The organism is Streptomyces abikoensis (assembly GCF_014648775.1).
Taxonomy (GTDB): domain Bacteria; phylum Actinomycetota; class Actinomycetes; order Streptomycetales; family Streptomycetaceae; genus Streptomyces; species Streptomyces abikoensis.
Genome location: NZ_BMRT01000001.1, coordinates 1,396,705 through 1,417,891, shown reverse-complemented (window position 1 = coordinate 1,417,891; position 21,187 = coordinate 1,396,705). Strand labels below are relative to the sequence as shown.

Sequence of the window (21,187 nt, the reverse complement as noted above, 5' to 3'; positions counted from 1 at the left end):
CGCCGCACATGAACGGAGCTCTCCCTGTCCTCGACCGACCCCGAGCAGGCCGCCGGCAGCCAGCGCACCAGTGCCCCAGCCGCCGACGTTGGCCCGTACCTCGTCTCCCCGCGCTACCTCGCCGGCAACGACGGCCTCCTCGGCGACCGCGTCACCGAGGCCCTCGTCGACGTCGGCTGGAGCTGCTGGACCACCCGTACCCAGACCCGCCACCTCCTCGACGCCGACCAACTCCGGGGCGCCGAATGGCTCCCAGGACACCCGAACGTGCTCTTCGACGGGGACCCTGTGGTGTGGGAGTTCTTCGCCCGCACCGAAGTCGCCGCGCCACCGCTGTGGAACGCCTGCTTCACCGCCCGCGTCCCCCACGAGCTCGTCACCGCCTTCGCCACCGCACTCGCCACCGCCCCGGACGTCACCGGCGGGATCGAGCCCGGCCGGACCCCGCTCGAGCCTCTCGCCGACGCCCGCTGGTCCACCGACCCGACCGACGCCGGCAACACCTACTACGCTCCGAAACTCCAGGCATGGGTGACGTACGGAGTGGTCTCCGAGGCCATCGAGGACGGCAACCCCATCCCCGGCCTGCCCGGATACCTCGCCTGGGCCCAAACCGACGACCACCTCCCTCACCAGTGGTGCGCAGCCTTCAGCCCCTCCACCCCGCAGGAGCTCGTCGCCGCGTTCACCACGGCCCTCGCCGACCCCACCCCCGTGTCCCGCTCCGTCCTGCCGCAGGACCCCGGCGGCCACCTCACGATCCGCCTCTCCCGCTGAACTGCACTCGTCACCGCAACACCTACGCGCCTGCGAACTGGGCCTGGAAGCGACCTTGGCTCCGGTGCAGGACCGCCTCCGCGCCTGCCTGGAGCGGCGCCATGGCCTCCATTACGATCCGAGTTCCACGTCATCGACCACGCGACGACCGCAGGGAGACATCGCGCCATGTCCACGACCGTCGACATACCCCCGCACATACAGGAGCGCTGCAACGAGCTGGGCAGCGGCGTCAGTTACGCCGTGAAGGTTCTGCGTACGCGGCTCAGTGGTGATCCCCTGCTGGGTACTCCGCAGGGCGAGCCGTCCCTGTACACCGTGGAGATCGACGGCGACACCTTCGAGGACTGCCCGGCACTGCAGGTGCACTACGCCTACGGCCCACCCCTGCTGGAAGAGGGCCGGGCGGAGATCAGGGGCATCACTGCGACACAGCTGCCCGTCACCGGCGACGACGACCGCGACCAGGTGCCGGATTCCCGCCTTGAAGAGATCGCGGTACGGCAGGTGACCGGGGCGTGGAAGCGGATCGAGACGTGGCTTCGCGAGCATGCGCCTGTCTCGTTTGCCTCGTTGCAGGCCGGGGCCTCACGGGAGGAGATCGACAGGGCGGAGGGCGAACTTGGTGTCAGGGTTCCTGCCGAGCTGAAGGCCCTGTGGGGACTGCACCGGGGCGTCCATTCCTCTGTGGGTGCGGCGTTCTTGCAGGACAACGCGAAGCTCATGACCATCGCCGAGGCCATCGATCTTCATCGGCACTGGGGAGAGGTCTACGACGACCACTTGTGGGATCGCCGATGGATACCGGTGTGCACGCTTGGCGAGCACAGCTGGTCGTCCGGCCTCTACCTGGATGCCGGGACGGGGGAGGTGTGGTCATGGGACGAGTTCGCCAACCGTCAGGTCGAGTTCGAGTCCTTGACCAGCTACCTGGAGGAGATGGCGGACGCCCTGGAGGTGCCGTCCCTTGCCGGTCCGGACAAGCCCAGCCTGGTTGACGGCGCCCTGGCGTGGGGGCTCGGCAGCGAGCCGGCCTGACCCACGGACCGGACTACGGGACCAAAGACGGGGGGGGAGCCGGTATGTCGGCTCCCACCCCTTTCGCGTCACGCAGGATGTGTCAGACCTTGCGCCAGGCGCAGGTGGTGTCGGCGTTCGCGCAGTGCTCGAAGCCGGGGTTGCTGACGATGAATCCGTCGTTGTCCAGTAGGCGCCAGATCGTGGGGTTCAGTTTGCTGAATGCCTGCCGGTTCTGGGTGGACTCGATACCGGCCCGGCCGCACTTCTCCTTCCAGGTGGGGCCGTTCGTCGCCTTGCGGGTGTCGGCGAGCAGGCCGAAGGTGGCGCTGCCGTCGCCCGTTTTGTCGGTGAAGAGCTGGGTGCACTGGTCGCCGTTGGACACCTGGTTGAGGCCGCCGGGGAATCCGCCGCTCTCGTGGGTGGAGGCCATGGCGTATTCGTCGCAGTCCATGGTGCCCACAGAGGCGTCGCTCTGGTGGGCTGTCCAGCTGCCGCAGACCTTGCCGCGGCTGTCGTCGGAGGTCCACGGTTTGCCGGTGTTGGGGTTGGTGACGGTGGTGTCCGGGCCGAGGTAGTGCAGAAGGGAGTCCCACTTCTTCGAGCCGGCGTGGTCGGGCATCTTCTCCTGCATCAGCCAGTAGTACGCGCCGGCGGCCGGGTACAGGTTGGTGTCGACGGTGTAGGTGGGCTTGAAGAACGGCAGGACACAGCCGGGCGAGACGCCCTTGAGGATGTCGTCGCAGCGTGGGGCGAGCTCGCGCACGGACGGGACCCCGCTGGTGCCGAAGTTGGCCGTGGCGGGGTTCCCGCCGGCGTCCACGGTGGCGGTGACGGACCATCCGAGGTCGATGGTCTCCTTGCCTGTTCCGGACCAGGTGGTCTGGATGGTTCCCCAGCGCCCGCTGTACGGGTCGGCTGTCGCGGCGTCCCAGTACGCGTCGCCCGCAGTGTTGTTCTGGTTGTCCGCCCAGCGGATGTTCGATGTCACGCAGGACTTGCACGACGACCCGGCGTTCCACTTCATGCGGACGCCCTTGAGCTCGGGGTCGATGTGCTGGGGCACCAGCACGATCTGCTGGTCGAACTCGGCGAAGTCCGAGCCGCTGTCGCCCTTCTTCGGGTAGGTCTTGATGCGCTGCTCGATGTTGAAGGTGGCCGTCCCCAGCGCGGGCTTCTTCGGGTCGGTGCTGGTGAAGATCAGCGTGCCGGTGCCGATGCTCTTCATGCAGGCTTCGGTCCGGTTCATGTAGTCCAGGCCGGACGGCTTGTCGAAGCACCAGTCGACCAGATCGACGGCCGGGCCCACGGGCGCCGCCGACCGGAGAGCCTTCTTGGACGGCGGGTTCAGCTCGAAGCACAGCTCGCGACCCTGCGCGTCGGGCTTGCCGCACGTGCGCTTCTTCGTGGGGGCCTTGAGGGTCGTGCCGTCCTTGCGCAGGGTCGGCAGCGCGGGTCCCGGGTCGGAGCGCGTGAACTCGATGATCTTCTGCGCGAGCGGGTCGATCGACGACGACGCCTGCGGCGCGGGGAATGTCACATAGGGTTCGATGCGGAAGTTCGCCCACGGCGACCAGTCGGTCTCGTACAGGCTTCCGTCGTAGGCGGAGGTGTGGAAGGTGTAGGTCACGCCCGGCTTGAGCCTGCCGTACGGGACGGTGACCTGCGCGGTCTTCCCCGACGCGACGAAGGGCGACACCAGGACGCCGTACGGGTTGGCGTCGGTGAGTTTGACCTGGGTCTTCGGCTTGCCGTCAGCGTCTGTCGTCCACACCTCGAACGTGAGGTTGGCCGTGTGGCCGTCGGCGTCGGTGACCGTGTTCCGCAGCACCGTCTCCGGGGTGATGACGCGCCAGGTGCTGCCGGACTTGGTGTACTGCGGGCCGGCCGCCGGGTTCTTTCCGGACACGGGCCGCGCCCCTGCCGCAGCCGTGTTCTCCGGCCCGGCCGCCGGACGCGACGCCGGCGCCGCCGAGGGGCTGGGGCCTGGTGGTAACCCGGTGGCCGATGCTGTTCCCCCACACACGAGAACAGCCAGGGCAGCGCCGACAGCGAGGTGCCGCAGCGTCGATAAAGTGCGTATGCGTCTCAACGATCCTCCCCTTGAAGGTACGTACGTTCGACACAAGCCCACCATGCGTACCTCCCGAGTCATAGACGCGAGATCGCCATTCGCCTGTGTGGCCTTTGCGTGGTCGCGAAGCTGAACCGCTCGGACAGGCAGGGGAGTTGCGTGGCGGTGGCGGTTGATTGCGCAGCATGCGAGCGGTGTTGGCGCTACGAGACCGCAAGGCCGCTTCAGCTGTCGAGTAATCCTGGTGTCACAGTCGGTTACTGGCGTGATCCGGTCGTTTGGTTCGCCGACTCCGATGCCTTCCCGGAGATGAGGTGGGTGCTCTGAACCCGCCCCGAGGTGTGAAGGGTGACTGTAGGCTCCTGTCATGCTGATCACTGAATACCGGGGTGAGACCGCGAACTTGAAGGTGCTCGTGCGGGAGATCGAGTCGGATCCGCACCTGGCCGGAAAATGCTCGCTTGCCCTCACGCCCCTCCGCCAGGACAGACGCGATTCCTTGCGTCACGCGCAGTGGGCGGAGCTCGCCATCTCTGTCGCGGCCGGACTGGCTACGAACACGCTGTACGACGCGCTCAAGGCTTTGGTCGAGCGGGCGCGTGACCGTGGACCTGTGGATGAGGTGGGCCCTCGCGCCGAAGGTGTCAGGGAGGACGCGGAAGGCGCGGGCCAATGACCGTCCACTCTCCTCGCCTGCGGAACTCCAGCGGCGCCGAGCTGAATCTGCGAAGCCAGATGCTCTTCCAGGATCCGACCCGTACTCGTACCAAAGACCTCATAACCGCGGTCGGTTCCTGGCACAAGACCTACGTCCATGAGAGCAGCCACTGGGCGCGGTACCACGGATCGACCGTCGGCGTCCTATTGAGCCTGTTACGGCGTACGAGGGATCAACTAGCCGCGTACACGATCTCCCGCATGAGCCAGCAGCAAACCGAGATCCTCCACGAGGGCCGGGCTAACGGACTGCCCTTTCTCTCCTTCAAGCGCTATCCCCAGTACACAAGTGGAGAGCTGAGATACAACGAGCTGGACTGGCTCAATCTCTACCATGCCTACTACGTTCTACTGGACCCGGAGGGCCTGACAGAGTTCGGTGCTACGTCCTGGGACGCCCGGGCGGCGTTCGAGAATTCCTTGGAAGATGCATGGCGTCAGGGCGCGGGCGTGGAGATGGTAGACCACCCTGAGGGAACACGCGTCAGCGTTGTGGGGCCACTCAAGCTGGTACCCACCTCCGAAGGTCCGCTCAGTACTCGAACCTTGTTTGAGTGTGCGGCGGTGATCGACGAACTTTTCCAGTTCGAGGGTGCTTTCATGCGGATGGCCGACCCGACGCTGCGTGAGTTCCTGCTCGAGGAGATGAACGGCGAGTACGGGCTTCCGTGGCGTCTGGCGAACGCTCTGGCGGGGAGGGACCTTGGTGGAAGTGTCGTCCTGGCTCTGATCGACTTCGCACTGAACCCGGTCGTCCCGGGCCTGACCTCCGACGACCCGTCCGTCGACTGGAGAGAGCTGTACCCTCCCTACCGCTTCGCGGCGGCGGCAAAGGCGATGGCGGACTGGGAAAGCGATCTGGAGTTCCAGCACCCGAGTCATGAGACGACGGCTCACTTCCAGCGCGTGCTGGCCAAACGCAGCGGGCTCCGGATGGGACGTGTGGTATCCCGTCTGTCCGGACTATCCACGCTGCGGGAGGCCGCCACAGTACCCATGCACCTCGCCGAACGCACCCCGGCCGTTTCCTTCCTGTGCGCCTCACACCTGCTCCATCTCCGCGAGGAGGACGTCTGCGCACTCACTCACTACGGCGTCAATTTCCTGGATGACCGGGCGCTCAGGTTCATCGACCCCGACCGGGACATGTGGTGGTTGTTCCCCGTGTTCCAGGTGAGCCAGGGCGAGTACCGGTGGCCAGCGGAGCACGTGAACCGTGATGAGGCCACTGATCTGCTGATCAGCGCTGCCGTGGCATCGGCCTACGACGACGTTCTGCACGGCACCGGCCCTCTCGCCTCTGATCACCTTCCCCGCACGCTGCTTGAAGATCAGGGAGAGGCCGAAGCGCTGAACAAGGTCCTGAAGGACTCGACGGGCCTGGATATCGGCTGGCATACGGGTCTAAACCCTCGACACAGGTGATGGTCAGACGTGTGCAGCCAAATGCACCTGTGCCCAGAGCTACACCTATGAGAGCCGACAAGTTAGTGACGGAGAGGCGCATCCCCAATGGTGTGCACTTCCAGCATCATTCGACCAGGTAGGTGCCGGAAAACACGCCGTCGTAGCCCATAGAACGCAGGGCGTGATTGAAGTCCGGTGCCACGTCCGTGACGGGGCCCATCAGGTCGTCGAACCATTGGGGTGAAATGCGCGGTTCGGGCCAGGTGAAGGTGCAGCGGCACCGGACGAATACGCCCTCACTGGTCTTGATCACCATCCATTCCCTTTCCGCCCCGCACTGGCGGCAGGTGACGGTCGCATCCGCGATGACCAGTGGCCCGGGATGAGGGAAAGCCATGAACGACACCGTCGTCCGGTCCACTCGCCAGTCCGTCGGCACCTCGAAGGACTCCGGGGCGGACTGCGCTGCTGCGGGGAGAGCGGTGGGCTCCTGCGCCTGGTGGGCGGTCTTCCTCTTGCGCCAGAACATCCGATGTCCCTCCTGTTGCGCTGCCGTCTGCCGTTCCACGATCGGCCGCGGGCGCCCTGCAGAGCTACTTGCGATTCGGTGTGCATCAGCGACTACTCCGTCCTGTACGACGGTGGTTGTCGGGAGCTGCTGGACGTGCGGTACGGGCAGTGGCTGTCGGCATCGAGGCGGTCGTGGTCTTCGGGGTGTGGGCGGGTAGGTCGGCGAGGCGGCGTATGCGCCAGACGAGGACGTCGCTGATGGAGTCGGCCGAGTGCAGCTCGCGCTGGTCGGCGGCTTCGCGGAGGAGGGAGGCGGGGTCGGCTCCGGTTCGTGCGGCGTCGTTGAGGGTGGCGGCCAGGGCATCCCATCCGCTCTCGGCGAGTACCGTCTCCGCGAGGCCGGGCAGCACGGTGTGCACGGTCGTCTCGTACCGGGCGCGGGTGGTCCGGGGGAGGCGTCGGCCTTGGTGGCGTAGTTCGGTCAGCGGGGCGTGGGCGGTGGTGCGGTAGGCGGCGCGCAGGTGCTCGGCGGCCTGGCGGGCGGCTGCGGCCTGTTGGGCGTGCTGGTGTTGGGCGTGCCAGCGGGCTGCGGCTACCACGACGAAGAGCAGGGTGGAGAGCAGCATGGCGGTGGCTGCTCCGTCTTCGCTGCGTCCGAGGGAGGGGCCGGCGTAGACGATTTCCCGGACGGCCTTGCGCAGGGCACGCGATTCGGCATGCTGGGCGCGGATGTGGGAGCGGCTGGCCCGCTCGAAGGCACTTGCTGCCAGCCGCAGTTCGTCGCGCGTGGTGACGGTGGAGGTCTTGGCGAGGGCGTCGAGAAGCTCGCCGGTGGCCGAGAGCTGGGCTGCTGCCGCGCCGTCGTCGCCCTGGTCGTCGAGGACGAGAGCGGCATTCCAGACGGTGCTCGTTGCTGCCCGGCGGGCCGAGGCCGGGCTGGTCGGCCGGGAGCGGACGGTGTCGCCTTCGCCCAAGTCCGGTGCGGCGAGCGGTTCCTTGGTTTCGGGGGCGAGGCGTTCGCGGATGCGGGGGAGGGAGAGGTCGGGGGCCAGCTTCGACCCCGAGTAGAAGACCGGTTCGCCTTGGCCGTTGCGGTCGCCTGGGAGGGCGACGGTATAGCCGAGCAGGTCGCCCGAGGGGGCGGTGCGGGTGCGTACGAGCAGGCCGGCAGCGGCGAGGCGGTCGAAGAACTCCTGCTCGGTGTTGGCGCCGGCCACCGCGCGCCGTACGCTCTCTCGAAGCTCCTCACGCGGGGTCTGCGCACGACGCTGACGTTCGGCCTTGCGCCGTTCGGCGCTGGTGGGCCGCTTCGCGGCGGTGCCGTCGCCGGCGTTGACCGCGGTCAGCCCGTACTCGGCTTCGATGAGACGGCACTCGGCCTGAGCGCGCTTGCCCGAGCGGTGGTGGTTGGGCATGTGACCGTCCTCGCGCACCAGGGTGGCGATGATGTGGATGTGATCGTCAGCGTGCCGGACCGCGGCCCATCGGCATCCGGCACCGTCCCCGTCGTCGATGCCGGTGGCAGCGACGACGCGCCGCGCGATCTCCCCCCACTCCTGGTCGGACAGGACCCGGTCGCCGGGAGCCGCGCGGACAGAGCAGTGCCACACATGCTTGTCCGGCCGTAGCTCCTTCTCGAGCGCCTGCACCGGCTGGTCGAGAAGGAGCTGGAGGTCCTTGAGCATGGCGGCCGCGTCGCGGCCGGGGTCGGGGGCGGCGCCGTCGAAGGAGGCGACCAGGTGAGGGTCGATGTGCTCCTCGTGGGTGCCGGGGCCGTAGAGGTAGGAGAGCAGGCCGATGGTCCGGTTGCCCTGCTGGTGGACTCGGGGGATCACGTTCGGGGCGCTTACTGGTTGAGGAGTCGGACGGTGGCGGCCTGCAGACGCTCGGTCGCCCGGCGTACCGCGTCGAGGACGATGCCGGTCTGGGGTGCGTGGCCGTCGGAGTTGAGGATCTTGGCGATCTGGTTGAGGTTGTTACCGATGTGGCCGAGGTGTCGTCGTGCGGCGAAGAGCTCAGCCACCAGCTCCCGGTCGCCGGCGATGCGGGCTGCGGTGGTGGTCAGGTCGCGGGCGGCGGCGAGGCCGGCGTGGGCGAGGAAGCCGGCATCGGTCATGCCGGCGGCTTTCGCGCCGGCGGAGATGAGGGCGAGCTCGCTGTCGCTCAGACGGACGTTGCGGAAGCGGTTGCGCTGGCGCGGCTGGCGGGTGCGATGGCGCACACGAGGCTGCTGCGGTGCAGCATGCTCGCAGTGCTGGGTGTGGCAGGTGTGCTTCTCACCCTGCGCAGACTGCGGTCCGCCCTCGGTCGCAGCCTCTCCGGCCGGTGCCCCCTGGCGCCGGTCGGCCTCCGCCACCCCCGGGGCGGAGGCGGTTTTGGATACTCCCCCGCCGGGGGAGTATCCAAAACTCCAACTTGCTCGGCCCGAGGTCGAGTTGGATGTCACCTGCGGGTTCGAGGGGTTCGGGGACGGTCGGCGGTTTGTCATCGGTTCTCACCGCCGACGGTGCGCAGCTGGTGCTGGAGTGCGGCGGCCAGAGTCAGGACTTCGCCGGCGTCGCGCAGCAGCCACACAGTGCTCTCCGGGTGAATCTGAGCGAGCCACTGCCCGTCCGGTCCCTCGGCGGCGGCGTGTACGAGTCCGTAGCGCAGAAGCACGTCGACCCAGGCTGCGGCCTCCAGGCCGGCGGTCGGTGCGGGCGTCGGGTAGTAAGGCATGTGGGGGCGAACTCCCTTGTAGTGCGGGGCGGGGCGGGGCGGCGGCCCGGCCGGGGTGTGGTCGGGCCGCCTGGTGGCGTTAGCGGCGGAATGTGCTGGTCAGCCGCATTCGCGGCAGCGGCGGAGGTGCCGGTTCAGGGCCCGGGCCATGGCGTGGCGGGTGGTCTGGGCGCTGGTGCGGCAGGTCCTGCCCAGGGGGCTGGCCGGGGCGCGGTCGGCGCGGCTTTCGTAGCCGGTGATGTCGCGCTCGAAGGCGGTCCGGATGGAGCGGAATCGGTAGCAGTGGTGCACAGCGATGGCCTTTCACGGGCATGCAGGGTGTGCGGCCGCCGGTGGCTGTGGGGCCGCCGCACACCGGGGAAGGCGGGCGAGGGGGAGGTCAGGCGGCGAGCGCGGCTTCGTCGCGCAGGCGCTGGAGAATCAGGCCGAGGCGCTGGTTGCTGACCTGGATCTGGTGCTCGCGCAGGCCGCTGCGGACGACGGTCCGGTTGATACGGCCATGGAGTGTGACCGCGGCGCGGGCGATCGGCAGGAGTTCTTCGATGTCCTGCTCTTCGCCGTCGCCCCCGGTCGCGGACCGGTCCGCGCTCCGCCGGTCCGCAGCGTCGGTGGTCCGCTGGTCCGCGGCGGCGTCGAGCGGCGTGGACTGGTTCTGCGGACCGGTCCGCTGGTCCGCACCTTCCTGCGGACTGGTCCGGACCTCTTCGTCTGTCTCGGAAGGTGCGGTCCGCTGGTCCGCAGCGGACCGGTCCGCGGTCTGCGCCGACGGTCCGGAAGAGGCGGTGTCCGCAGTCCGGGGACCGGGCGCCCGGACCGATGCCGTCGCGGACCGGTCCGCAGACGCGGCCCGGGGCAGCGGACCGGATGCCCCTGGTTCCTGCGGGTGCGGCAGCGCCGGATCGCGGTCGGCGGCAAGGGCTTCGTGCGATGCCGACGCCTCGGTGAGCGGACCGTCGAAGGCCCCCATCCGCGGTCCGCTGAGAGGGCGGACCGTCTCAGCGGACCGGTCCGCAGCGGTGCTTCGGAGCGAGCGGACTGGACCGCTTGCCTGTCCGGCGCTGTGGTCCTGGTGCGGACCGGTCCGCACAGTCGTCTCCGGACCGGCCGTTGCTCGGCTCTGGTCCGCGGACCGGTCCGTACGAGCGGTCCGCTGGTCCGCAGGCGCTGGTTGGTCCGCGCGGACCGGTCCGCGCGCCGCCTCGGTGCGGGTGGGTTGGTGGCGGGTGATCAGGATGTAGAGGTGGACCGCGCCGGCGAGGGCGAGCGGGGCCAGGGTGGACAGGACGCCGACGGTGATGTCGCCGAGCCGGAGCTCGGTGCTTCCGGCGTGGTGCAGCTGGTTGAGCCGGATGGCGTGCAGGGCGTTGGCCCAGATGCTCGCGGCGGTTGCGGTGCCGAAGAGGGCCCAGACGTAGAGCCGTGCGCGCCAGGGTGCGGTGCGGGTGAGGATCAGGGCTCGGACGCCGTAGCCGATGAAGCCGTCGATGACCAGCGGGTAGAGGTAGGTGAGCAGGCCGCGGATGTGGATGGCGACGGCCATCTGCTGGAGTGCGTCGTAGGACAGGGCGCATCCTGCGGCGCCGAGGAGCAGGATGGCGGCGCGGTCCCAGTCGCCGACCGCCGTGGTGGTGTTGCCGGTGGTGGTCACGCGGCCTCGCTGAGGCTGTCGCGGTCGATGACCTGGCTCAGGTGTCCGGGCACCGTGGTGGTGCCGGAGGCGGCATCTGCAGCAGGCTCGTCATCGTCGTCTGCCTGCTGCCAGTAGCGGTCGCGGTCCTCGATCTCGTTGTGTGCGTTGCGTAGCAGGTCGGTGGCCCAGTCCTGACTGACCTTCAGGGTCCAGGCGAGTTGTTCGGCGGTGAAGCCGTGGAGGTAGGCGAGGCGGGCGACGGCGGCGCGCTCGGCGTTGCTGAGGTGGATGTCCAGGCCGCGCAGTGCGGCGGCGACGCGGTCCCCGTCCTGGCGGTAGTCGAGCTTGTGGTGCAGGGGCCGGCGTTCGTCCTCCGTCAGGCCTCCCCGGATGCCGTAGAAGCTCTCGCTCTCCAGGGCGGCGTCCAGGCAGATCCGGCGGACGGGGCACTGGGCGCACAGTGCCCTGGCCTGGGCGATGTCCTTGCGGGCGCGGGAGGTGGGGAAGAACAGCCGGTCGGCGACGTCGGGTTCGAGGCCGCGGCAGGCGGCCTTGTCGTGCCAGGACTGGTCACCGAGCCGCCGGAAGGCGGACGCGGACGTGGCGGTGGTGGTGCGGGCGTGCATGGGAAGGTGCTCCGTTCGCCCCCGGGGCGCGTGCGGACAGCGCTCAGCGCGGGGGTTCGGGTGAAGGGGGTGCAGGCAGCGAGAGGCGGGAGGATGCCAGTTAGGCGGCGTGGCCTTGGCGGCGGCGGTCGGGGCCGGTGAAGACCACCTGTTCGCACATGCCGGTCAGGCGGGAGGCGACACGGTCGCCGATCTGTGCCCGGAGGTCGCTGATGGGCAGGTTGCTGGTGACCAGGGTGGGCAGCTGGTGGATGCTGCGCTGGTTGATCAGCCGGTAGGTCAGTTCCTCGGTCCATTCCGAGGATTTCGCGGCGCCGAGGTCGTCCAGGATCAGCACCGGGATGCGGATGATGCGGCGCAGCATCCATTCCGGATCGACGCCTTGGCGCGGGCGCATTTCGGCGTAGAGGTCGGCGGCGGTGGTGGCGTGCCAGCGCACGTCGATGCCGGCGCCGAGCAGGCTGCGGATCGCCCCGTATGCGGCGTGGGTCTTGCCCCGGCCGGTTCGTCCTACCAGCAGCAGCGACGGGCCGTGGGTCACCTGGCGCCGCGCGGAGAGGTTCGGAGCTTCGGCGGTGCGGGCGATGGTGTGCACCCAGGCGGCTACCCGGGGGTGGTCGGTGACCGCGTCCCGGTACAGGCGCGGGATCTGCCTCTGCGCCCGCTCGAGGGCGGGGATCGGCTCGGGGGTGTCGCTGACCGGCATCCCGCCCGGGGGCATGCCGCGCTCGGCGAAGATCCGCTCGAAGCGGGCGGCGAGCGGGGCGGCCGACACGGGCGCCGGATCGCGGTGGCGAGGGGGCATCAGAGCACCTCCTCGTACGCCGAGTCGTCCGCCGGGTTCATCCAGGGCGTGTACCCGCCACCTGCCCGAGCGGGCGTCTGCCGGGCGGTGGCGTTCATGACCTCGTTGACCAGGCTCGGCAGCACACTCGGGCTCAGCCCCTTCACCCGCAGCCGCTCCAACGCGGCGCGCAGGTGCTCGGTGGCGATGCCCTCGGCAAGCAGCTGGTTCAGCTCCCGCCCCAGATGCCCGAGCACCCGCTCCGGCGGCCGGTGCGCACAAGCGGCGACGTACTCGCCGATCAAGACCTTGGCCGAGACGGTCGAGGGCGCGGGCGCGGTGCGCCCCGAAGGTATGGATCCAGGATCCAAGATCCTAGATCCAGACGGCGAGGGCTCGTCGAGGACTCGACGAGGGTTCGACGAATCTTCGTCGAATGCGCTCTGACCTGCTGGTTCTCCGCTAGCCGTGGAGGTGGCGCTCTCCGGGTGCCCGGCGGAAGGTACCCGGGCGTCCGCGAGCGTGGGGGAGGAGGTGGTCGGTGGAGCGGAGGGCTGATCGGCGTTCGCGAAGACTCGTCGAACGTTCGTCGAGTCCTCGACGAGTGCTCGAGGAGTGCTCACCGAGTCCTCGACAACGCGGACCGAGGGTGCCGGCGCGTGATCCGGTCGCGGCGTCTGGCCGCACTCGGCCTTGCAGGCGCCGCATCGCTTGTCCTGGTCGTGAGCGGAGCAAAGCGGCAGGCGCGAAGCGCTGGGCCGGTCGATCTTCTGGTGCTTCGCCCAGGCCACGATGTGCAGGTACCCGCGCCCGTCGCATCCGGTGTACCGGCAGATCAGCCCGGCACTGGCGAGCTGCTGGAGATCGTCTTCGACGTCCAGCGGGGTGTGCTCGGGGCGCAGCGGCCACAGCTTTCCCGCGATGATGGCGGGATGGTCGCGATGGCGCCCGTGGTCGTCGGCCTGGGTGAGCAGCCCGAAGAAGGTCCGCTCGGCGGTGACCGTACAGGCGGCGAGGGACTCGGAGACGAACGCCTCCGGCTTGATCGTTCTTATCCTCGCCACGGTCAGCGACTCCCCTCAGCCGCGAGGCGCTCGGCATGCAGGCCAAGGTCGGCGGCTTGGTCTGCCGAGGTTTCCTGCTGGTGAGCAGGCATGTAAGAATCGCTCCTTCGAGTGGGGCCGTCCGGGATGCCTCGTCCAAAGGGTCCGGATCGGCTCTGGTTGTGACCTCCTCGCCTTTGCAGAGGCGAGGAGCGTCGTTGGTTGGCGCCTGAGAGTTACCGCTCTCGGGCGCCAGCTCGTATCTGCGTCTGTCGTCGCGCCGCGCGACCCCCCCTTTCTCCCCGGACCTCCTTGGCCGCAGGGACCAGCACCATACGGTCAGCTCTCCGCCACAGTCCAGCGGTTGCTACCCCTCTGACCAGCGACGGAACACTCAGGTGTCGCGAGCCGTGAAAAACTTACACCGCAGTTACACCCCGTGGCCAACTGAAGTGTTCGACCTCGGGCTGGCGCTACACTGGAGTGGTGATCGATAAGTTGACCGGTAACCCGGGTGAAGGGAGGGCGGAGATGGCAGGTGGGCCGGAGAAGACGTTCGCTGAGCTCTTGGAACACCTGGTCCAGGAGATCCACCCACCCGGGCGCGGTCCGTACACCAACGCGGAGATCGCGGAGGCGATCACCAAGGCCGCCGCGAACGGCGGCAAGGGCATCTCCGCCAGCGCCATCGCACAGCTGCGCACCGGGCAGAAGAAGAACCCCATGATGTCAACGATCAAGGCCCTCGCCGACTTCTTCGGTGTCGAGCCCGGGTACTTCTTCGACCAGGAGGCGAAAGAGCGGACGGAAGCCGAGATCGCGCTGGTCGCCGCGATGCGCGACCAGGACGTACGGCGCGTCGCCCTGCGCGCGAAGGGTCTGTCCGGGAACAGCCTGAGCATGGTCACGGCGCTCATCGAGCAAGCCCGGAGCCTCGAAGGCTTGCCCGACAGCGAGTCGACGCACGGTCTGGATCTCAGCCAGTAACCTGCCGGGGGCGAGGCGGCTGCGTTGGCTATCAGCGGCGCGGTGCCCAATCGCGCATGAGCACGATGAATCGCAGCTGCGTATTGCGCAACGGGGCCAGGGCCATAATTTTCACCGGCACCTCTTCCCTCTGATGGTATGGAAGCCGCAGACGTCGGATATCCCCATCAGGATGTACCTGAGTCCGGTTTTCCTTCCAGAGTTCGGCCGCCTCTGCGTTTCCAGCGAGGATGTCGTCCCGGAGCTTCGCCAGCTCCTTGCTCTTCGGGTTATGCGCGATGGCCACCCGGATTTGCGCCAGAAAGGGATCCGCCCAGTCATCCCGCCAGTTGACCAGCTGCTCGCGGGCCTCCGGGTAGAGAAAGGCCCATCGCATGCTGTTCCGCTCGTACGGAATCCAGGGGAACCAGTCCGCCTGCTGATCATTGTGCGCGACGATGTCCCACCAGAGGTTGGTGACGTAGGCCGGATTCGGAAGCTGGGTATCCAGGAGGGCTTGCATGCTCTCGTCGACTGCTGTGTCCACGGCCAGGCGGGTCGGCTCGGGCGTCCGGCCTACGGCCAGCTGAAACAGCACTCCGCGCTCGGTCTCGTCCAAACGCAGCGTCATGGTCAGCCGCTGCAGGAAGGCGTCCGAGAAATCGGCCGGCTCGCCCTTCTCCAGCTTGCGATACCAGGTGACGCTCACCCCTGTCAGGGTGGCCACCTCCTGCTGAGTGAGGCCGGATCTCAGGCGGCGCCGCTGCGTGTCGATGCCGGGGATCCTCCGCGGGTCGAGCCTCTCGCGCCAGGAGACGAGCAGCTGCCCGAGCTCGTTCTCTGACGACCTGACATCTTTGAGATGTCTGTCACCGTTTTCCATGGTGGGCGCGGTCCTCCCTCTGTACGCATGGGCAGCGGCCATTTCTGATCGTGCCTCCAGAACGGTCGATGCGCGAGCCAACTGACGAGGTCACGGCGAGGGCAGGGGGTAACGGGTCTTGCGTGCGAGGAGTCCTCGATTGGTCTAACGCAGGCAGCGTCACATCGACTGTCGCCACTCCGAGTGGCGATTGTGAAGGTGCAGAATGCAGGAGCTGGTCATTGACTGATCGGCCGACACGGAAGTTCAATTCGAGAAAGTTTAATTCGCAATGTCGCGCTCTGTTCTTGTCACGGGTGGAAACCGGGGGATCGGACTGGCCATCGCCCGCGCACTCTCGACCGCGGGGGACCGGGTCGCGGTCACCTACCGCAGCGGCGAGCCGCCGGAGGGACTGTTCGGCGTGCGCTGCGACGTCACCGACGCAGACCAGGTCGCCCAGGCTTTCTCGGCGATCGAACAGGAGCAGGGGCCCGTCGAGGTCCTGGTCGCCAACGCCGGCATCACCAAGGACAACCTGCTCCTGCGCATGGACGAGGCCGACTTCCTCGCCGTCCTGGACGCCAACCTCGTGGGAGCCTTCCGCGTCGCCAAACAAGCGGCCCGAGGCATGCTCCGCGCCCGTAAGGGCCGCATCGTCCTGATCGCTTCTGCCGTCGCCCTCGCCGGCGAGGCGGGCCAGTCGAACTACGCGGCCTCCAAGGCCGGCCTCGTCGGATTCGGCCGCTCCCTGGCCAAGGAGCTCGGCTCGCGCGGCATCACCGTGAACATCGTCGCCCCCGGCCTGACGGACACCGACATGACCGCCGCCCTGCCGGAGGAGCGCAAGCAGCACATCCTCGAGCAGATCCCCCTGCGCCGTGCCGCGGCACCCGAAGAGATCGCCCACGCCGTCAAGTTCATTGCCAGCCCCGAGGCCGCCTACATCACCGGAGCGGTGATCCCGGTCGACGGCGGCGTCGCCATGGGGCACTAACCCGCGACCAGCGCACGAGCGGCATGGTCCCCGTACGGCCGCATCACAGCGCCGATGAGAGCTGGCGAAGCCGTCCTCAACGCGCACAACACCGCAGGCGTCGCACCCGCACGGGAAGCCCGGAGCGGCGCCGACGGACCCGGAGGGAACTGGAGGAGAACATGGACGATCGGCTGCGCACGGCCTGCTCGGAGCGGCTCGAAGCCCTGAACCTTCCCCACCGCTTCGGCACCCAACAGCTATGCGACGCCGTCGCCGAACTCCGCGGCAAACCGATCATCCTGCGCCCCATGGACACTGCGGTCACCGGCGACCTGCCATGCGGCATCCGCGTGGAAACGGCCACCGCTGACCTTTTGTACTTCGAGCGAGGCACCTCCGCGCTCCACCAGATGCACATCCTCGCCCACGAAATCGGCCACGTCCTGTGTGATCACCCGGGCACCCTGTCGCTGGGCGGAGGTATGGACGAGGCGCTCGGGCTCAACCCCACGCTCGTCCAGCGGATGTCCGGCCGTACCAGCTACCGCACCGACGACGAGCGCGAGGCGGAAGTCATGGCCACCGTCATCCGCCAGCGCATCTACCGCGGAATGGAATTGCCGCCCAGCCAGCCCCACGACCGAAGCGAACGCTGGGAAGCCCTCTTCGCCAACTTCCCCAAGAAAAAGCGCAAAATACTGTGACTCCACCCCTCATTTTCCACACCGCGGACATCCTCATGCTGGCGGTCATCTTCTGGTTCGTCCGGGGCCGCCGCACGAACCGACGCCCCGTGGGCGCGAACGCCATGGCCGCCATCTTCGCCTCGCTCTGGGTGGCCTTCGCCGCGTACGCTCCCGCCGGCCGCTACGTCGTCGAGTCCGTCATCCCCCACGGCTCCCGGCTCGTCAGCAACTGCGCCAGCCTGACCGCCGCCACCGCGGTCCTGGCCTTCATGTTCCAGATCAGCGACCCCGACACAGCTCGCCGACGCATTCGCCTGCGTCTGACCTACCTGGTCTCCGCAGTCTCCGTGATGAGTGGGCTGTTCATCGCCGGCGACGAAGACCGGTTCTCGCCCCAGCTCTACGCGCTCTACCTCTTCGTCTACATCACCTACCTGGGCATCACCGTCGGCGAATTCCTCGTCCAGACCTGGAAACAGTCCTGCCGATCCCGCCGGACAAGCCAACGCATCGGACTGCGCCTAGCCTCCGCCGGCTGCGCCTCCGCCCTGGTCTACTGCTGCTACAAGATCTTCACCCTGGTCTCCCTCGGATTCGACCTGGGCCTGATCACGCATGGCTATCAGTGCTCCAGCATCTTCACCCCCGTGCGCTGCACCTTCAGCGTTGCCGCGCCCGCCGTCAGCGTGCTGCTGGTCGTCTTCGGCCTGACCCTGCCCGCACTGGCCTGGCCCATCAGCCAACTGGCCCGCAAACGCTGGGAGACCCGCTCCTTCAAAGCCCTCGCGCCCCTGTGGAGCGAGCTGGCCGAGGTCAGCCCCGACATCGTCCTCGCCACCATCAACTCCGGCGAAGTAGCCGAGGCCGACGCTGACTTCTTCCTCCACCGCCGCGTCATCGAGATCAACGACGGCATCCTGACCCTGAGGGCCTACCGCTCCGGACGCGTCCAGCAAGCCACCACACACGCCCTGGCCCAGCTCGGTGAAGCCGACACGCTCCGCGGGTACGCCACGGTGGAAGCGGCTGTCCTCAAAGACGCTGTCAGGGCCAAGCACCGCGGCCTGAAACCGAACGGCGACATCGCCCGGCCTGCACCCGGCACCGACGAACGAGAGGGCAACCTGAGAGCCGAGACCGAGTGGCTACTGCTCGTCGCCCAGGCATACGCCAACAGCGACGTCGTGCGCGCGACCACCACCGAGACCGCCCAGGAAAAGGAAGCCGTCCCCACACCATGAGCGACCCGCTGTCCTGCCCGGAGTTCCTCCAGAACCCCTACCCCTTCTACGACGAACTCCGGGCAGCAGCCCCTGTCCAGCAGGTGTCCACCGGATCCGGCGGCAGGTCCAGCTACCTCGTGACCGGTTATGCCGAGGCGAAGGCGGCCTTTACGGACCCGCGGCTGTCCAAGAACACCGCCCGGTTCTTCGCCGGCCGCCCCTCCCACCGCAACCTGCACCCGGTGATCGCGCACAACATGCTCGCCACCGATCCGCCCCAGCACATACGGCTCCGCCGCCTGGTGACCAAGGCATTCACCACCGGCGCCGTTGCCCGCCTGCGCCCATACATCGAGCACATCGTCGACCGCCTCCTCGACGACCTCCCGATGGACGGCGAAGCCGACCTCGTGGCCGCCCTGGCCATCCCGCTGCCGGTCACGGTGATCTGCCAGCTGCTCGGCGTACCCGAGTCCGACCGCGCACAGGTCCGCTCCTGGTCAAACGACCTCTTCGCCGCCGGGCAGCCCGAACGGATCGACGCTGCCTCCCACGCCGTGGCCGACTACATGGCCGACCTCATTGCGGCCAAGCGCGCCGAACCGGACAACAGCCTCTTGCGCGACCTCATCACCGTCCGGGACGAAGGCGACCAGCTCAGCGAGGATGAACTCGTCTCCCTCGCCGTCCTCCTGCTTGTTGCCGGTCACGAAACCACCACGAACTTCCTCGGCAACGCCACCCTGGCGCTGCTCCAACACCCCGGTCTTCTCGACCACGTACGCACCGACCCCGGCCGGATCGGCAGGGTGCTGGACGAACTGCTGCGCTACGACTCACCGGTCGGGATCGCGACCTTCCGCTACAGCACCCAGGCGCTCACCCTCGGTGAGACCGAGATCCCGGCCGGGGTACCCGTACTCATCTCTCCCGGAGCAGCCAACCGAGACCCTGCGCAGTACCCGGCCCCCGACCACCCTGACGCCGGCCGCGATGCCCGGGGACACCTGGCCTTCGGGCACGGCATCCACCGGTGCCTGGGAGCGCCGCTTGCCCTCGCCGAAGCGGAGATCGCCCTTCGCGCACTCGTGACCCGATTCCCTGGGCTGGGCCTCGCTGTAGCGGCCGAAGAACTCCGGTGGCGCCGCACGCGGCTCATGCGGGGCCTGGAGTCCCTGCCGGTATTCACGCGGTAGAAGGCCCCGTGGACCGGATGCGTCCGAAGGGTGCTGCCCGTCGGGCTCTGCATGCCAAGATCGGCACATGCTGAATGGGCTGGGAGCTGGATCGCTGCGGGAGCTGTGCTTTAGAGCTGAGCATCTGAGGGCCGAGGTCGAGGCTGGGGGTTGGAAGCCGAACACCTTTGATCTTCGTCTGCTCCGTGTGCTTGATCAGAGCGAACCGTTTCGCTTGCCCCTGAGCACGGACCCGGGGACGGACACCGCACTCGCTCCGCTCGCTGTTTCGTGTGAGTCCGTCGCTGTCATCTCGGGCAATGCGATCACGGCGGCGTTCGTTGCCTCGGAAGTCCGACATGTCAACCGGATGGACAGCCGTCTTGTGATGTTGCTGTGCGACGCGGCGGGATTGCAGGAGTTCCCGTCCGCTGCGTCCACGCCAGCAGGCAAAGAGGCCCTGACGGCCGTGACGAGGCTGGTCCGCTCCGCTGCTGCGTACCGGCCCTGGTGGTCGCGGCTCCGACCCACCCGACTCCGGCCTGTGACAGCGAGCCCTACGATCTTCCGATAGCCGACCGGCTCCAGGATCCGGCTGGCAGGAGGGGAGGACACGTGATGGAGGAGTGGGAGCGGGCCTGTGAGCGCGGATCGGAGGTGGCCGCCAGTTACCTGGGGAAGCCGGATGATCCTCGTGGCACGTGGGAGTGGACGGCGGTCACCGGCATCCTGTCCATGACCTTCGCCGCCTTGGGGAAGAGCATCCAGGGCGGGGTCGATGCGGTCGGCCTCGGAACGCTGCTGTGGCACCTGCAGCAAGGCCCCGGGCACCTGCGGGCTCTTGTCGTCCCGCTGGTCGGCGACCGCCTCGCTGCGGGCACGGACACCGCCCCGGACACGGTCGGGGCCGCGGATGATCCTGTGGTGGCGCGATGGCTGTGGCTGACACGGACCTGGCCCGAGGCGGCGCACGCTCATGAGCGTCCTGCGCCGGGTAGTGCACCGCGCTGGGACGGCCTGCAGCGTGTCTACCGCCGTGAGCATCAGGATCCCGCAGTGGACATCGGGACCGACTGGGCGCTCATGGCGGCCAATGCGGCGTTGACCCTCCAACGTGGCGGCATCGCTCCCCAGACCCGTGTTCGAATCGTCGGCGGTGGAGAGGGCGGCGGGTCCGCCACGGTGATCCTTCCGGCGTGGGAGCTCGATGACGAAGCCCGCGACGTCAACTCCGGCCCGCCGCCCTCCTACTTGGTGCGACTGGGCGCCACGGGTGACCGAAGCGTTCAGTTCGAGCCCCTGCTGGTGTCCGGCGACCGGGTGCGCGTCCTGGAGCTGGAGGACGAGCAGGCGCCGTTCGGCGCGGACCGGACGTTCACCACGGTATGGGGGGCGTGCTCGACGTGGGCCGGCGCCCTGGTGAACTGGCACCGCGTCCGCACGCCCGCCGCATGGAGCGGGGTCGATACAGGGGAAGCCGGGCGGCTGCCGTTGGTGAACGGCCTGGTCACCCTGGCTCTCTTCGTCACGACGCGCGCCGAGGGCCTGGACGACCCGGCCGATGGGACTGCTGTCCCCCGCACCCCGCTGATGCCGGCCACGGACCTCCTGCCCGGCCGGTTCAGCGGCCTCTACCAGGTCGACGAACTCCTCAACCGAGTGATCTCCGACGTCGGGCAGCAGCCGGAGCGCGGGCCCCTGGAAGAGGTCCGCAGCCTGTGGAAGTCGTTCGAACGCACCGGGCGGGAGGTGCGGGAATGGGCGGCGTGGACGGCGCACGAGGTGCTGCTCGCGCACGCCGGCCAGCTGCGCGTCCCGGTCGGCCTCAGCGCCAGGGACATCCTCGCCCGCCTGAGCAGTGGCCAGCTGCAGGTGACCCTGGCCGACCGCGCCGAGGACCTTGTCGCCGATGCCCAGCAACGGTCCCACGACGCACTCGGGCTATTGTTCGAGAACTGAGCGCCGCCCGGCTGGCCGGGCGGCCCGTGGCCGG

At 68.5% G+C, this 21,187-nt stretch carries 21 protein-coding genes; 10 read left to right on the top strand and 11 right to left on the bottom strand.

What is annotated here, in order from left to right; translation table 11 throughout:
- Positions 1 to 24: 24 nt before the first annotated feature.
- Both IE096_RS06145 and IE096_RS06140 read left to right on the top strand, forming a co-directional pair.
- Positions 25 to 777: an SPDY domain-containing protein gene (locus IE096_RS06145; RefSeq protein WP_268248285.1), complete on the top strand. Its 753-nt coding sequence runs from the start codon at positions 25 to 27 to the stop codon at positions 775 to 777.
- A gap of 168 nt (positions 778 to 945) precedes the next feature.
- Positions 946 to 1,815, top strand: a complete 870-nt coding sequence (locus IE096_RS06140) for an SMI1/KNR4 family protein (protein WP_189449109.1) — start codon at positions 946 to 948, stop codon at positions 1,813 to 1,815.
- Positions 1,816 to 1,897: 82 nt separating this feature from the next.
- On the opposite strand, the gene IE096_RS06135 is transcribed toward IE096_RS06140, so the two are convergent.
- Positions 1,898 to 3,703 (bottom strand): hypothetical protein, encoded by a 1,806-nt coding sequence (locus IE096_RS06135; protein WP_229819953.1) that lies wholly within the window; start codon positions 3,701 to 3,703, stop codon positions 1,898 to 1,900.
- A 532-nt stretch (positions 3,704 to 4,235) separates the two neighbouring features.
- Here IE096_RS06135 and IE096_RS06130 point away from each other — a divergent pair.
- Positions 4,236 to 4,544, top strand: a complete 309-nt coding sequence (locus IE096_RS06130) for a hypothetical protein (protein WP_189449106.1) — start codon at positions 4,236 to 4,238, stop codon at positions 4,542 to 4,544.
- 242 nt (positions 4,545 to 4,786) lie between these two features.
- The gene (locus IE096_RS06125) at positions 4,787 to 6,010 is read left to right on the top strand and encodes a hypothetical protein (RefSeq protein ID WP_189449104.1); all 1,224 of its coding nucleotides are present in this window, start codon (positions 4,787 to 4,789) and stop codon (positions 6,008 to 6,010) included.
- 106 nt (positions 6,011 to 6,116) lie between these two features.
- Here IE096_RS06125 and IE096_RS06120 read toward each other — a convergent pair whose 3' ends face one another.
- The 9 genes from IE096_RS06120 to IE096_RS06080 form a co-directional block, all read right to left on the bottom strand.
- Entirely contained in the window at positions 6,117 to 6,521 is a 405-nt protein-coding gene (locus IE096_RS06120; RefSeq protein WP_189449102.1) for a hypothetical protein, read from the bottom strand.
- Positions 6,522 to 6,606: 85 nt separating this feature from the next.
- Complete coding sequence (locus IE096_RS06115; protein ID WP_189449100.1) at positions 6,607 to 8,337, bottom strand: relaxase/mobilization nuclease domain-containing protein; 1,731 nt, start codon at positions 8,335 to 8,337, stop codon at positions 6,607 to 6,609.
- A gap of 11 nt (positions 8,338 to 8,348) precedes the next feature.
- On the bottom strand, positions 8,349 to 8,723 hold the full coding sequence (locus IE096_RS31280) for a plasmid mobilization protein (protein ID WP_229819952.1): 375 nt from the start codon (positions 8,721 to 8,723) through the stop codon (positions 8,349 to 8,351).
- Positions 8,724 to 8,986: 263 nt separating this feature from the next.
- On the bottom strand, positions 8,987 to 9,220 hold the full coding sequence (locus tag IE096_RS06105; protein ID WP_189449096.1) for a hypothetical protein: 234 nt from the start codon (positions 9,218 to 9,220) through the stop codon (positions 8,987 to 8,989).
- Between the two features lie 99 nt (positions 9,221 to 9,319).
- Positions 9,320 to 9,511 (bottom strand): hypothetical protein, encoded by a 192-nt coding sequence (locus IE096_RS06100; RefSeq protein WP_049714193.1) that lies wholly within the window; start codon positions 9,509 to 9,511, stop codon positions 9,320 to 9,322.
- 88 nt (positions 9,512 to 9,599) lie between these two features.
- Positions 9,600 to 10,868, bottom strand: a complete 1,269-nt coding sequence (locus IE096_RS31275) for a DUF2637 domain-containing protein (RefSeq protein WP_229819951.1) — start codon at positions 10,866 to 10,868, stop codon at positions 9,600 to 9,602.
- Positions 10,865 to 11,476, bottom strand: a complete 612-nt coding sequence (locus IE096_RS06090) for a WhiB family transcriptional regulator (RefSeq protein WP_189449094.1) — start codon at positions 11,474 to 11,476, stop codon at positions 10,865 to 10,867. The genes IE096_RS31275 and IE096_RS06090 overlap by 4 nt, the downstream gene beginning before the upstream one ends.
- A 100-nt stretch (positions 11,477 to 11,576) precedes the next feature.
- Positions 11,577 to 12,281, bottom strand: coding sequence for an ATP-binding protein (locus IE096_RS06085; RefSeq protein ID WP_189449092.1), 705 nt, complete (start codon positions 12,279 to 12,281; stop codon positions 11,577 to 11,579).
- On the bottom strand, positions 12,281 to 13,324 hold the full coding sequence (locus IE096_RS06080; RefSeq protein ID WP_189449090.1) for a hypothetical protein: 1,044 nt from the start codon (positions 13,322 to 13,324) through the stop codon (positions 12,281 to 12,283). The genes IE096_RS06085 and IE096_RS06080 overlap by 1 nt, the downstream gene beginning before the upstream one ends.
- 510 nt (positions 13,325 to 13,834) lie before the next feature.
- Between IE096_RS06080 and IE096_RS06075 the strand changes: the two genes are divergently transcribed.
- Positions 13,835 to 14,290: a helix-turn-helix domain-containing protein gene (locus IE096_RS06075; protein ID WP_189449088.1), complete on the top strand. Its 456-nt coding sequence runs from the start codon at positions 13,835 to 13,837 to the stop codon at positions 14,288 to 14,290.
- Positions 14,291 to 14,321: 31 nt separating this feature from the next.
- Here IE096_RS06075 and IE096_RS06070 read toward each other — a convergent pair whose 3' ends face one another.
- A complete protein-coding gene (locus IE096_RS06070; RefSeq protein ID WP_189449085.1) occupies positions 14,322 to 15,152 on the bottom strand; it encodes a helix-turn-helix transcriptional regulator in 831 nt (276 codons plus the stop codon).
- 271 nt (positions 15,153 to 15,423) lie between these two features.
- On the opposite strand from IE096_RS06070, the gene fabG reads away from it, so the two are divergent.
- From fabG to IE096_RS06045, 5 genes are all read left to right on the top strand, one after another.
- Complete coding sequence (gene fabG, locus IE096_RS06065; RefSeq protein ID WP_189449083.1) at positions 15,424 to 16,128, top strand: 3-oxoacyl-ACP reductase FabG; 705 nt, start codon at positions 15,424 to 15,426, stop codon at positions 16,126 to 16,128.
- Between the two features lie 161 nt (positions 16,129 to 16,289).
- Positions 16,290 to 16,814 carry a M48 family metalloprotease gene (locus tag IE096_RS06060; protein ID WP_189449081.1) on the top strand — a complete coding sequence of 175 codons (525 nt, stop codon included), beginning with the start codon at positions 16,290 to 16,292 and terminating at the stop codon, positions 16,812 to 16,814.
- Positions 16,811 to 18,037, top strand: coding sequence for an MAB_1171c family putative transporter (locus tag IE096_RS06055; protein ID WP_229819950.1), 1,227 nt, complete (start codon positions 16,811 to 16,813; stop codon positions 18,035 to 18,037). Before IE096_RS06060 ends, IE096_RS06055 begins: the two co-directional genes overlap by 4 nt.
- A complete protein-coding gene (locus IE096_RS06050) occupies positions 18,034 to 19,215 on the top strand; it encodes a cytochrome P450 family protein (protein WP_189449077.1) in 1,182 nt (393 codons plus the stop codon). The genes IE096_RS06055 and IE096_RS06050 overlap by 4 nt, the downstream gene beginning before the upstream one ends.
- A gap of 597 nt (positions 19,216 to 19,812) precedes the next feature.
- The gene (locus tag IE096_RS06045; protein ID WP_189449075.1) at positions 19,813 to 21,153 is read left to right on the top strand and encodes a hypothetical protein; all 1,341 of its coding nucleotides are present in this window, start codon (positions 19,813 to 19,815) and stop codon (positions 21,151 to 21,153) included.
- Positions 21,154 to 21,187: the final 34 nt, after the last annotated feature.

Bases quoted from the DNA above. Each gene is read 5' to 3' on its own strand.
- IE096_RS06140 (WP_189449109.1), top strand. From the start codon at position 946: ATGTCCACGACCGTCGACATACCCCCGCACATACAGGAGCGCTGCAAC.
- IE096_RS06130 (WP_189449106.1), top strand. From the start codon at position 4,236: ATGCTGATCACTGAATACCGGGGTGAGACCGCGAACTTGAAGGTGCTC.
- IE096_RS06125 (WP_189449104.1), top strand. From the start codon at position 4,787: ATGAGCCAGCAGCAAACCGAGATCCTCCACGAGGGCCGGGCTAACGGA.
- IE096_RS06120 (WP_189449102.1), bottom strand. From the start codon at position 6,521: ATGTTCTGGCGCAAGAGGAAGACCGCCCACCAGGCGCAGGAGCCCACC.
- IE096_RS06105 (WP_189449096.1), bottom strand. From the start codon at position 9,220: ATGCCTTACTACCCGACGCCCGCACCGACCGCCGGCCTGGAGGCCGCA.
- IE096_RS06090 (WP_189449094.1), bottom strand. From the start codon at position 11,476: ATGCACGCCCGCACCACCACCGCCACGTCCGCGTCCGCCTTCCGGCGG.
- IE096_RS06085 (WP_189449092.1), bottom strand. From the start codon at position 12,281: ATGCCCCCTCGCCACCGCGATCCGGCGCCCGTGTCGGCCGCCCCGCTC.
- IE096_RS06075 (WP_189449088.1), top strand. From the start codon at position 13,835: ATGGCAGGTGGGCCGGAGAAGACGTTCGCTGAGCTCTTGGAACACCTG.
- IE096_RS06070 (WP_189449085.1), bottom strand. From the start codon at position 15,152: ATGGAAAACGGTGACAGACATCTCAAAGATGTCAGGTCGTCAGAGAAC.
- fabG (WP_189449083.1), top strand. From the start codon at position 15,424: ATGTCGCGCTCTGTTCTTGTCACGGGTGGAAACCGGGGGATCGGACTG.
- IE096_RS06060 (WP_189449081.1), top strand. From the start codon at position 16,290: ATGGACGATCGGCTGCGCACGGCCTGCTCGGAGCGGCTCGAAGCCCTG.
- IE096_RS06050 (WP_189449077.1), top strand. From the start codon at position 18,034: ATGAGCGACCCGCTGTCCTGCCCGGAGTTCCTCCAGAACCCCTACCCC.
- IE096_RS06045 (WP_189449075.1), top strand. From the start codon at position 19,813: ATGGAGGAGTGGGAGCGGGCCTGTGAGCGCGGATCGGAGGTGGCCGCC.